The sequence below is a fragment of the Photorhabdus bodei genome (genome assembly GCF_003287735.1).
GTDB lineage: Bacteria > Pseudomonadota > Gammaproteobacteria > Enterobacterales > Enterobacteriaceae > Photorhabdus > Photorhabdus kayaii.
Map to the genome: position 1 here is coordinate 1 of NZ_NSCM01000015.1, position 12,523 is coordinate 12,523.

Below are 12,523 nucleotides of genomic sequence, written 5' to 3' on the forward strand. Positions count from 1 at the left end.
CTTTCCGGTAAATAAAAGTAATAGATCAAAATTGGCGATTACCGTCAACCCCACTGATATCATCAATACAAAAAACCTGTGTAAGATCACACTATTTTTAAATCAGAAATACGGTGCGGAATGACGGTTAAACTGGTGTATTTAAGGTATCGCGGTGTTGCATAATAAATGCAAAATAATAACACTGCAAGTAACACAACTCATGTGCTGTTAAATCAGTACATGGAGATGTTGTTATGCCGATAATTAATTTTTCTCTTTTTTTGTTTTTATTTTTTAGGTTTAAAAATAACAACAGGTCTGTTAATAATATTAAAATCGAATCCAATTTATTTAATAGTTTTTAATGTTGCTAAACGTTTTTGGTTTTTCCTCTAATAATTTTCTTAATGTGGTTAATATTGTTATTTTATCACTTATCAATAAATTTAAAATCTGTTCTTCCTGATATTTTCTCTTTTAATATCAGTTATAGAATCGAACTTTCTAGCCGCTTTAAAAAACCTTTAATCACTGTTTTTTACCTTTAATGATTAAAGGTTTTATTTGTTTTTTTCATGATACGCTTACCTTTTTTCCAGATTTTAAAACCACACTAACGGGCAAAAAACGAATTTTCTTAACTAACACTTGTTTTATCATCACCTAAAATGGGAGGTTTTTTACCTCCCATTCATTGGTATCGAAATTACACCGCAGTTTGGAAAATCACATCATCCGCTTTTTCAGTGTATTGGTTCAGTTGATCAAAATTGAGATAACGGTAAGTATCTTCCGCGGTCTCATCAACTTTAGCCATAAATTGCTGATACTCTTCTGGAGTAGGCAGACGTCCCAACAGAGAAGCCACAGCCGCCAGTTCAGCCGATGCCAGATAAACATTCGCACCCGTCCCCAAACGATTTGGGAAGTTACGAGTCGAAGTGGAGACCACAGTTACACCGTCAGCAACGCGTGCTTGGTTACCCATGCACAAGGAACAGCCAGGAATTTCAACCCGTGCTCCACTCTTGCCAAAGATGCTGTAATAACCTTCCTCTGTGAGTTGAGCCGCATCCATTTTCGTTGGTGGAGCAACCCACAAACGAGTGGGTAATTGACCTTTATGTTGATCCAATAACTTACCGGCTGCACGGAAATGACCAATGTTAGTCATACAAGAACCGATAAAAACCTCATCGATCTTACTGTTAGCCACATCAGACAGTAAACGGGCATCATCTGGATCATTCGGCGCGCATAGAATAGGCTCTTTAATTTCAGCCAGATCGATTTCGATAACTGCGGCATATTCCGCATCAGCATCAGCTTCCAACAATTGAGGATCTTTCAGCCAATTCTCCATGCCCGTTACACGACGTTCTAAAGTACGGCGATCGCCATAACCTTCAGCAATCATCCATTTCAGCAATACAATATTGGATTGCAGATATTCAATAATCGGTGCTTTATCCAATTTAATGGTACAACCCGCCGCGGAGCGCTCCGCAGACGCATCCGCCAGCTCAAATGCCTGCTCGACTTTCAGATCTGGCAAACCTTCAATTTCGAGGATACGGCCAGAGAAGATGTTTTTCTTACCTTTCTTTTCAACCGTCAGAAGGCCTTGCTGAATCGCATAGTAAGGAATCGCATGAACCAAATCACGCAAAGTAATACCGGGCTGCATCTGCCCTTTAAAACGAACCAGCACAGATTCTGGCATATCCAAAGGCATCACCCCCGTCGCAGCAGCAAACGCTACCAGACCAGAGCCAGCCGGGAAGGAAATACCAATCGGGAAACGCGTATGAGAATCACCGCCCGTACCAACAGTATCAGGCAACAGCATACGGTTCAGCCATGAGTGAATAATGCCATCACCCGGACGCAGAGAAACCCCGCCACGATTCATGATGAAGTCAGGCAAGGTATGGTGAGTGGTGACGTCAACTGGCTTAGGATAAGCCGCCGTATGGCAGAATGACTGCATTACCAGATCCGCAGAGAAACCCAAACACGCCAGATCTTTCAGTTCGTCACGGGTCATTGGGCCAGTTGTATCCTGAGAACCAACAGAGGTCATTTTAGGTTCACAGTATTCACCAGGGCGAATACCCACCGTGCCACATGCCCGACCAACCATTTTCTGAGCCAGAGAGAAACCTCGACGACTTTCTTCAACCGCTTTCGCCTGACGGAAGACATCGCTGGGTGGTAAACCAAGAGACTCACGCGCCTTACTGGTCAAACCACGGCCGATAATCAGTGGAATACGGCCACCCGCACGCACTTCATCCAACAATACATCTGTTTTCAGTTCAAATTCAGCCAGTAACTCATTGGTTTCGTGGTGACGTACTTCCCCTTTATAAGGGTAGATATCAATTACCTCCCCCATATTTAATTTGTTCACATCCAGCTCAATTGGCAGCGCACCGGCATCTTCCATCGTATTGAAGAAGATTGGCGCAATTTTACCGCCCAGAACAACACCACCACCACGTTTGTTTGGCACAAATGGAATATCATCGCCCATAAACCATAACACTGAGTTAGTGGCTGATTTGCGGGAAGAACCTGTACCAACCACATCACCAACATAAGCCAGCGGATAGCCTTTCTTATTCAGCTCTTCAATCTGTTTGATTGGGCCAATAACACCAGCTTGATCCGGGACAATCCCTTCGCGGGCATTTTTCAACATAGCCAGAGCATGCAGAGGAATATCAGGGCGTGACCATGCATCCTGCGCGGGAGATAAGTCGTCAGTGTTTGTTTCACCCGTCACTTTAAATACTGTGACTGTAATTTTTTCTGCCAATTCAGGGCGTTCCAGATACCACTGCGCATCAGCCCAAGATTGCATAATTTGTTTGGCTTGTGGATTACCTGCTCTTGCTTTTTCTTCTACATCATAGAAGTTGTCAAACATCAACAAAGTATGAGAGAGCGCTTTAGCTGCAATTGGAGCCAGTTTTTCATTATCCAGAGCATCAATCAAAGGATGAATATTATAACCACCTTGCATCGTTCCAAGCAGTTCAACCGCCTTTTCTGGCGCGATTAGCGGTGAAATGGTTTCATCTTTCGCAATGGCGGCAAGAAAACCGGCTTTTACATAGGCCGCTTCATCAACGCCAGGGGGAATACGGTTAATCAACAGATCTAACAGGAAATCTTCTTCACCTTTTGGTGGGCTCTTCAGTAACTCAACCAGCGCCGCCGCTTGTGTCGCGTCCAATGGTTTAGGGACAACACCTTGGGCTGCACGCTCGGCTACGTGCTTGCGGTATTCTTCTAGCACGACTTTCTCCTCGCTCTCATTGTCATTTTATCTACCCGGCTCTGCACCCGCCTTAGAACCTGCCTCACCAGACTATCGTCTTTGCGCAACAATATGTGTTTTCGCAACAAATAGCTCCTCCTGGGACAGGTTGTTAGTTATGGTTCCGGGTGCCAGGTCAGAGGATTGCCGACATAACTTAACAAGTACAAATCAAGTTATGCCCAGCTTCGGGCGCTCAGCATACCAAAATTTGAATGCGATGTTAATTCGTTCACATAAAAGTAACATTAACTGATAGTAATATTCTGAATTAACAGCAGACAAAGCTATTAAAACAGATTATTCCGCTGATTTTTGCCAATAGCACCTACAAAAGCCATAATTTTTATACTGTACTTTCCCAAACAGGTCATACCAGATAAAAAAACGGCTTTCAATAAATGAAAGCCGCTTCGGTGAATTACATTAATCGATTTAAGAAATTACTTCTTTTTCTTTGCCTTCGCATTCGGCAAATCAGTAATACTGCCTTCAAAGACTTCAGCAGCCAGACCTACCGATTCATGCAATGTTGGGTGAGCATGGATGGTCAATGCGATATCTTCCGCATCACAACCCATTTCAATTGCCAGACCGATTTCACCCAACAATTCACCACCGTTAGTACCCACAATAGCACCACCGATAATACGATTACTTTCTTTATCGAAAATCAGTTTGGTCATACCGTCAGCACAATCAGAAGCAATTGCGCGGCCAGAAGCTGCCCACGGGAAAGTAGCCGTTTCATAGCTAATACCTTTCTCTTTCGCTTCTTTCTCAGTCAGGCCAACCCATGCAACTTCGGGTTCAGTGTAAGCAATGGATGGAATCACTTTTGGATCAAAGTAGTGTTTCTTACCAGAAATAACTTCCGCCGCAACGTGACCTTCATGAACACCTTTATGCGCCAACATAGGCTGACCAACGATGTCACCAATAGCAAAGATGTGCGGTACATTGGTGCGCATTTGCTTATCAACGTGGATAAAGCCGCGGTCGTCAACGTCAACACCAGCTTTACCTGCATCCAGCATTTTACCGTTAGGTACACGACCGATAGCAACCAGAACCGCGTCATAACGCTGTGGTTCTGTCGGTGCGTTTTTGCCTTCCATCGTGACGTAGATACCATCTTCTTTGGCTTCTACTACGGTAACTTTGGTTTCCAGCATCAGATTGAATTGTTTGCTGATACGTTTGGTAAAGACTTTCACCACATCTTTATCAGCCGCGGGAATAACCTGATCCAACATTTCAACAACATCAATCTGAGAACCCAGAGCGTGGTAGACGGTTCCCATTTCCAGACCGATAATACCACCGCCCATGACCAACAAGCGGCCAGGAACGGTTGTCAGCGCCAAAGCATCTGTAGAATCCCAAACGCGCGGGTCATCATGAGGAATAAATGGCAATTGGATAGGACGGGAGCCCGCTGCAATAATGGCGTTATCAAAATTAATCGTTGTTGCGCCATCTTCACCTTCAACAACCAGCGTGTTCGCCCCTGTAAATTTACCAACACCATTAACCACTTTAACTTTACGGCCTTTAGCCATACCAGCCAAACCACCGGTTAGCTGATTAATAACTTTTTCTTTCCAAACACGGACTTTTTCGATGTCAGTTTTGGGTTCACCAAAAACGATGCCATGATCTGCCAGCGCTTTAGCTTCCTCAATAACTTTTGCTACATGCAGCAATGCCTTGGAAGGGATACAACCAACGTTAAGACAAACACCACCTAAGGTAGAGTAACGTTCCACCAGAACGGTTTCCAAACCTAAATCCGCGCAACGAAAAGCAGCAGAATACCCTGCTGGACCTGCCCCAAGTACCACTACTTGGGCTTTAATTTCAGTACTCATCATGACCTCTTAATTGTTTGTCCGGCGGGTCAGGCGCCAAAAACGATATATTCCACCGGGACCTACACACCGCGAGCAGTTTACAGAATTGTTAATAACCTGAAAAGTGCGTTAACGTGACAGAACTCGCAACAAACTCACCAGATGTAAGCTGTCTCTCTGTCACCGCAATAACAATCAGGCCGGCACATGGCCGGCCTTTGAGATTACATCACCAGACGGCGGATATCGCTCATCGCATGATTAATAAATGTGATGAAACGCGCACCATCAGCACCATCGATCACACGGTGATCGAAAGAGAGTGACAGAGGTAGCATCAGGCGTGGAACAAACTCTTTACCATTCCATACCGGCTTCATTGATGAGCGGGATACGCCCAGGATAGCCACTTCTGGTGCATTAACGATTGGCGTAAATGCTGTGCCACCGATACCACCCAGGCTTGAAATAGTGAAGCATCCCCCCTGCATATCAGATGCAGTCAGTTTGCCTGCACGCGCTTTCTTAGACATCTCAGTCAGCTCGCGGGACAATTCGATGATGCCCTTCTTATTCACATCACGGAACACTGGAACCACCAGACCATTAGGTGTATCCACGGCCACACCAATGTTGATGTATTTTTTCAGCGTCAGTTTCTGACCATCTTCCGAGATAGAGCTGTTAAAGCGCGGCATCTCTTCCAGCGCTTTTGCTACCGCTTTCAGGATGAATACCAATGGCGTGATCTTCACACCAAGCTGTTTCTTCTCAGCTTCCTGATTCTGCTGCTTACGGAAGTTTTCAACTTCAGTAATATCCGTTTCGTCGAACTGTGTAACATGTGGGATCATCACCCAGTTACGGCTCAGGTTAGCACCAGAGATTTTCTGAATACGACCCAGCTCAACTTCTTCAATTTCACCAAATTTACTGAAATCCACTTTCGGCCAAGGCAACATACCCGGCAGACCACCACCGGCTGATGCAGGAGCAGATTCTGCACGTTTAACCGCGTCTTTCACGTAAGCCTGAACATCTTCACGCAGAACACGGCCTTTACGCCCTGTACCTTTCACTTTAGCCAGGTTAACGCCGAATTCACGCGCCAGACGACGGATCACCGGCGTTGCATGAACATAAGCACTATTTTCAGCGAAATCATTTTTGTCTTCTTCCGCGAAGCTTCTGCTAGCAATAACCGGTGCCGCCGCTTTCTCTGGTTCAGCCGCTGGCGCTGGCGCAGAGGCAGCCGGAGCAGCAGGCGCTGCACCCGCGACTTCAAATACCATAATCATAGAATCGGTTTTCACTTTATCACCGACCTTGATTTGAATTTCTTTAACGATACCTGCGAATGGCGCGGGGACTTCCATAGAGGCTTTATCACCTTCTACGGTGATCAGCGATTGTTCAGCTTCCACCGCATCGCCAACTTTCACCATCACTTCGGTAACTTCGACTTCATCACCACCGATATCCGGTACATGAACATTCATAGCCGCAGAAGCTACTGGTTCTGCCTCTGCCATACGCGAAGACAATGTTATCGCGGCTGGCTCTTCCGCTGGCGCAGCTGCTACAGCACCTTCCGCGGAATCAAAAATCATAATCAGTTTGTCGGTTTCAACTTTATCGCCAACCGCAATGATGATCTCTTTAACAACACCCGCCCGAGGGGATGGAACTTCCATAGAAGCCTTATCACCTTCCACGGTGATCAGCGATTGTTCAGCTTCCACTGTATCACCAACTTTCACCATGATTTCGGTGACTTCAACTTCATCCGCACCGATATCCGGTACCTTAATCTCGATAGCCATTGATTCTTTACCTCTTATGCCAGACGCGGGTTAACTTTTTCCGGGTTAATGTTGTATTTTTTGATTGCTTCTTCCACAACACTCACATCGATTTCGCCGCGCTTAGCCAATTCACCCAAAGCAGCAACCACCACGTAAGAAGCATCAACTTCAAAATGATGACGCAGATTTTCACGGCTATCTGAACGACCGAAACCGTCAGTACCCAATACGCGGAATTCGCTTGCAGGGATGAAGTTACGAATTTGTTCCGCGAACAGCTTCATATAGTCAGTAGAAGCCACTGCCGGTGCTTCATTCATGATCTGAGCAACATAAGGTACACGTGGCGTTTCTGTTGGATGCAACATGTTCCAACGTTCACAATCCTGACCATCACGAGCCAGTTCAGTGAATGAAGTCACGCTGTACACATCAGAACCCACACCATAATCGTTAGCCAGAATCTGCGCTGCTTCACGCACATGACGCAGAATAGAACCTGAACCTAATAGCTGAACTTTACCTTTGCTACCTTCCAAGCTTTCCAGCTTGTAGATACCTTTACGGATACCTTCTTCCGCGCCTTGTGGCATCGCCGGCATGTGGTAGTTTTCGTTCAACGTGGTGATGTAGTAGTAAATATTCTCTTGTTTTTCACCATACATACGCTCCAAACCATCATGCATAATCACAGCAACTTCATAAGCAAATGCCGGATCATAAGAGATACAGTTAGGGATAGTCAGAGACTGAATATGGCTGTGACCATCTTCGTGTTGCAGACCTTCGCCATTCAGGGTTGTACGACCAGAAGTACCACCAATCAGGAAGCCACGAGCCTGTTGGTCGCCAGCTGCCCAGCACAGGTCGCCAATACGTTGGAACCCGAACATAGAGTAGTAGATGTAGAACGGAATCATTGGCAGGTTATTGGTGCTATAAGACGTTGCCGCCGCCAGCCATGATGAACCGGCACCCAGTTCATTGATACCTTCTTGTAGAATCTGACCTTTGGCGTCTTCTTTATAGTAAGCAACCTGCTCACGGTCCTGCGGAGTATATTGCTGGCCGTTAGGGCTGTAGATGCCGATCTGACGGAACAGACCTTCCATACCAAAAGTACGCGCTTCATCGGCAATGATTGGAACCAGACGATCTTTGATTGACTTGTTTTTCAACATCACGTTCAAAGCACGAACGAAAGCAATAGTAGTAGAAATTTCTTTGTTTTGTTCTTCCAGCAACGCACCAAAATCTTCCAGCGTTGGCAGTTCCAGTTTCTCTTCAAAATGAGTACGACGGCTTGGCAAATAGCCACCAAGCGCTGCACGACGCTCATGCAGGTATTTGTATTCTTCAGAATCTTTATCGAAAGTCACATATGGCAGGTTTTCGATTTGCTCATCAGCAACAGGGACATTGAAACGATCACGGAAATGGCGAACGCCTTCCATATTCATCTTCTTAACCTGATGAGCGATATTTTTACCTTCCGCCGTATCACCCATACCGTAACCTTTGATAGTCTGAGCCAGGATAACCGTTGGTTTACCGGTAGTTTCCTGCGCTTTTTTCAAAGCAGCAAAGACTTTCTTAGGATCATGACCACCACGGTTCAACGCCCAAATCTGGTCATCGGTCATATCTTTGACTAATTCAGCGGTCTCTGGGTAACGACCAAAGAAATGCTGACGCACATAAGCGCCATCTTTGGATTTGAACGTCTGGTAATCACCGTCCAGCGTTTCGTTCATCAGTTGGATCAATTTACCGCTGGTATCTTTACGCAACAGTTCATCCCAACGCTCGCCCCAAAGCACTTTAATAACCTGCCAGCCTGCGCCATCAAAAATGCCTTCCAGCTCATTAACGATTTTGCCATTACCCGTCACTGGACCATCCAGACGTTGCAGGTTACAGTTGATAACAAATACCAGGTTATCCAGTTTCTCGCGGGTTGCGATAGTGATCGCACCTTTGGATTCTGGCTCATCCATTTCACCGTCGCCCAAGAAGGCATAAACGGTCTGCTTGGAGGTATCTTTCAGACCACGGTGTTCCAGATATTTCAGGAATTTAGCCTGATAAATCGCACCGATTGGCCCCAATCCCATTGAAACGGTTGGGAACTGCCAGAATTCAGGCATCAATTTTGGATGCGGATAAGAAGAGAGACCGTTGCCATGAATTTCCTGACGGAAATTATTCATCTGCCCCTCAGTTAAACGACCTTCAAGGAAAGCACGAGCGTAGACGCCTGGAGAGATGTGGCCTTGGAAATAAACCAAGTCACCGCCGTCATTTTCATTACGGGCACGGAAGAAATGGTTGAAACAAACTTCATACATGGTTGCCGAAGACTGGAATGAAGCCATGTGACCGCCTAATTCCAGATCTTTTTTGGATGCCCGCAACACGGTCATCACAGCATTCCAACGAATAGCAGAGCGAATACGGCGCTCCAAATCCAGATTGCCAGGGTAAGCAGGCTCATCCTCAACAGCAATGGTATTGATATAATCGCGGTTAGCAGCACCGGCTGCAACATTCACGCCACCTTTACGTGCTTCGTTCAGTACCTGATCAATCAAGAACTGGGCACGATCAACACCCTCTTCACGGATGACCGATTCGATCGCCTGTAACCAGTCGCGAGTTTCGATCGGATCCACGTCATTTTTCAAAATGTCTGACATGGTGTATTCCTTATCTGTTATCTGTTTCTAATGATTGTTTTGGAGCCTACCTTCCCGTCATACCCTTTGACGTTCAGCCGGTCATGACTGGAAGATAGGCCCTCACTGTTGTTGCCGCTAGCGCCCTCAGTAAAGGGACTCAACTTAGCTGTGCAGACGCAGCAAACTTCAAGATCTACACAGCTAATTTTATTCCTGATGCTGTTGAAGACGTCGTAATGATCGCTCACGGCGAGTGTGCTCGCGGCTGAGATCTAATAAGACATCTTCGATAAAAGCTAAATGGCGATGGGAGGCCTCACGGGCTTTCTCTGGTTGCCTCGCCATTATTGCTTCAAAAATCTTCGCCCGATGATCGCTGACAGCCGTCAGCATTTCCCGGCGGGTATACAAAAACTCAAAATTCTGCCGGATATTTTGTTCCAGCATAGGTGCCATACAACGTAATAAATGAAGGAGAACCACATTATGCGCGGCTTCAGCAACGACAAGCTGATATTGCAAAACAGCTTCGGATTCAGCATTGACATCACCACTTTCCTGAGCTTGTTGAATAACAAGGTGATACTGCCGAATACGCTCAAAATCTTCGTCAGTTCCACGCAGTGCCGCGTAATAGGCAGCAACACCTTCCAAAGCATGGCGGGTTTCAAGGAGGTCAAATTGAGATTCTGGGTGACCAGCCAGTAATTGTGCCAGCGGATCACTGAAACTTTGCCAGAGGTTACTCTGAACAAACGTTCCCCCACCCTGACGGCGAAAAAGAAAACCTTTAGCTTCTAACCGTTGAATGGCTTCGCGCAGTGAAGGACGTGACACATCAAACTGTTTCGCCAACTCACGTTCAGGCGGCAACTTCTCCCCTGGACGCACGGAGCCTTCAAGGATGAGATGCTCAAGACGCTGCTCAATGACATCTGATAATTTTGGTTGGCGGATTTTACTATAAGCCATATTTATTATAAGTCAGTTAGAACCAAGCCAGTTAGAACCTATCTCATGAGGCTATTTTGTTTGTTGTTTCGGTCTTTGCCGAAGTCAATTGGTAATACCAATTTAAACCACCGGGCCATAAAAGTAACAAAGTATTCATCAACTGTCTATAAAGACCTTTTGCTAAATCATAAAAACCTGCAAAATTTGACAATTTTTTTTAAAAATTAGTAAAAGCTGATAACCAGTAGGTTAATAAACATCCTAAGATAATATTTTAACCAACCTTTTTTAAACACATAAATGGGTATATTGAATCGTTACAGCAATAAAATAGTTGAACCTTTATTAAAAAGATATAGCTACCAAATCATCACCTGTTGATTTTAAATACAAATGTATACCATCAGGTTATAAATGTAGCTCAAATCAATAAAACCGAGAGGCTAAAACTAACGATTAGAAAGGAATAATGACAAAATGTGAGGAACCACCAGCAACAGCTCCACATAACTCCTGCTGATGGAAAAAATGAACTATACCCGTCATCTTTCAAGCTGCCTCTTTGTTGGCTGCACTCACGCACCCCGGTCACATAGTTATCTATGCTCCCGGGGATTCGTTCCCTTGCCGTCGCGATGCAACTTGAAATCCATAGGGTATATATTAAAACCAATAGCGCGTCTCTTCATGCCACCCTTTTCTATACATACAGGATGAAATTATCCAACGCCTTGACGATTCATTTTTATCCCAATGCTTAACTTCAGTTTTTGGCACAGTAATGTAATGATTACAGGATTTATCTTCTTTTTCGTCTTTATCTTTACAGGGAAAATGTTCTGTCTCGAAAGAATGAACAACTTCGCTGGTCCAGTCTGATGGTAACTGATAATAACCCAATGCTTTACATTCAGCATAATCTCTGTCTCTTTCATACTGAGTTGCGCCTGGTTTTTCCCATGATGTACAACCCGCCAATACAGTAAATAAGGTAAATAAAGGGATAATAGCTATTTTTCTTATAAAATTCATATAACAATACCTTAATTAAAAATAAAGAAATAACCAAAGAAATTAAATTAGAATTTAAAAGTCCCCCCAATACGGTAACTCTTATCTTCAAAAGATGGCTGTCCACCAGACTGTATAATTTGTCTATCTTGGTTTGAGATATCTCTGTAAATATCAGGAATAGAATGTATATTATCTACTTTAACTTCACTGCCTGAAACTATATCCTTGATATTACATTCAAAATAACCACAGGTTGAAATATAGCTATCAGTAAGCCGTGGCATGGAACATCCCGTAACTACAAATATTGATAATAAAGCAATGAGAAATTTATTCATTCTTAATATCCTTAAATTGCTGTATATTTTATAAAAATTTAACTTAAATGAAAAACCATATAAAAAGAGAGATCATTTCTTATGATCGAGTAAATAATATCTACATATGCATTTTATCTTTCTGGCATTCCACGGAATATCAGAACAATATCCCCCCAGAGAGAAATATATATTCTTATCGCTAGGAAAAACCTGCTTTATTGGTGAACCATTAACACCAAAGAGTAACAGGCTAGATAAAAAACATGAAATAATTAATATTTTCATGTACTTAAAACTGGCTAATGAATATAAAGTTCTATCTTATAAGATACCAAAAGACATACAATGACTTTATTTGTTATATTAACGGCTATCCTCTCCATCTTCCACATATTCCAATATATCTCCAGGTTGACACTGCAAATGCCTACAAATTTTTTCCAGCGTCTCGATACGGATACCTTTTATTTTGCCATTTTTCAGTAATGATAAATTTTGCTCAGTAATACCAATAATGGCAGCTAATTCTTTAGACTTTACTTTCCTTTTCGCTAAGATCACATCCAACCTTATTATAATACTCATGATGATT

9 protein-coding genes are annotated in these 12,523 nt (G+C 44.0%); all 9 read right to left on the bottom strand.

The features are described 5' to 3' along the window. Positions 1-688: 688 nt before the first annotated feature. The 9 genes from acnB to CKY02_RS11170 all read right to left on the bottom strand — a co-directional run bounded on the left by acnB (position 689) and on the right by CKY02_RS11170 (position 12,516). Complete coding sequence (gene acnB, locus CKY02_RS11135) at positions 689-3,286, bottom strand: bifunctional aconitate hydratase 2/2-methylisocitrate dehydratase (RefSeq protein ID WP_112895339.1); 2,598 nt, start codon at positions 3,284-3,286, stop codon at positions 689-691. Between the two features lie 464 nt (positions 3,287-3,750). Continuing rightward, a complete protein-coding gene (lpdA, locus tag CKY02_RS11140; protein WP_112895340.1) occupies positions 3,751-5,178 on the bottom strand; it encodes a dihydrolipoyl dehydrogenase in 1,428 nt (475 codons plus the stop codon). A 206-nt stretch (positions 5,179-5,384) separates the two neighbouring features. Continuing rightward, complete coding sequence (aceF, locus tag CKY02_RS11145; protein ID WP_112895341.1) at positions 5,385-6,983, bottom strand: pyruvate dehydrogenase complex dihydrolipoyllysine-residue acetyltransferase; 1,599 nt, start codon at positions 6,981-6,983, stop codon at positions 5,385-5,387. Between the two features lie 14 nt (positions 6,984-6,997). Further along, positions 6,998-9,661, bottom strand: coding sequence for a pyruvate dehydrogenase (acetyl-transferring), homodimeric type (gene aceE / locus CKY02_RS11150; RefSeq protein WP_112895342.1), 2,664 nt, complete (start codon positions 9,659-9,661; stop codon positions 6,998-7,000). A gap of 189 nt (positions 9,662-9,850) precedes the next feature. Then, positions 9,851-10,615: a pyruvate dehydrogenase complex transcriptional repressor PdhR gene (gene pdhR / locus CKY02_RS11155; protein ID WP_036777528.1), complete on the bottom strand. Its 765-nt coding sequence runs from the start codon at positions 10,613-10,615 to the stop codon at positions 9,851-9,853. A gap of 403 nt (positions 10,616-11,018) precedes the next feature. Beyond that, positions 11,019-11,270: a hypothetical protein gene (locus CKY02_RS24545; protein ID WP_167405297.1), complete on the bottom strand. Its 252-nt coding sequence runs from the start codon at positions 11,268-11,270 to the stop codon at positions 11,019-11,021. Next, complete coding sequence (locus CKY02_RS11160) at positions 11,261-11,629, bottom strand: hypothetical protein (protein WP_112895343.1); 369 nt, start codon at positions 11,627-11,629, stop codon at positions 11,261-11,263. Before CKY02_RS11160 ends, CKY02_RS24545 begins: the two co-directional genes overlap by 10 nt. A gap of 47 nt (positions 11,630-11,676) precedes the next feature. Continuing rightward, the gene (locus tag CKY02_RS11165; protein WP_112895344.1) at positions 11,677-11,949 is read right to left on the bottom strand and encodes a lipoprotein; all 273 of its coding nucleotides are present in this window, start codon (positions 11,947-11,949) and stop codon (positions 11,677-11,679) included. Positions 11,950-12,294: 345 nt separating this feature from the next. Further along, a complete protein-coding gene (locus tag CKY02_RS11170) occupies positions 12,295-12,516 on the bottom strand; it encodes a helix-turn-helix domain-containing protein (protein WP_112876763.1) in 222 nt (73 codons plus the stop codon). Positions 12,517-12,523 lie beyond the last annotated feature (7 nt).

Coding starts and splice junctions, on each gene's coding strand:
- CKY02_RS11165 (WP_112895344.1), bottom strand. CDS start 11,949: ATGAATAAATTTCTCATTGCTTTATTATCAATATTTGTAGTTACGGGA.
- CKY02_RS11170 (WP_112876763.1), bottom strand. CDS start 12,516: ATGAGTATTATAATAAGGTTGGATGTGATCTTAGCGAAAAGGAAAGTA.
- aceF (WP_112895341.1), bottom strand. CDS start 6,983: ATGGCTATCGAGATTAAGGTACCGGATATCGGTGCGGATGAAGTTGAA.
- lpdA (WP_112895340.1), bottom strand. CDS start 5,178: ATGAGTACTGAAATTAAAGCCCAAGTAGTGGTACTTGGGGCAGGTCCA.
- CKY02_RS11160 (WP_112895343.1), bottom strand. CDS start 11,629: ATGAATTTTATAAGAAAAATAGCTATTATCCCTTTATTTACCTTATTT.
- pdhR (WP_036777528.1), bottom strand. CDS start 10,615: ATGGCTTATAGTAAAATCCGCCAACCAAAATTATCAGATGTCATTGAG.
- aceE (WP_112895342.1), bottom strand. CDS start 9,661: ATGTCAGACATTTTGAAAAATGACGTGGATCCGATCGAAACTCGCGAC.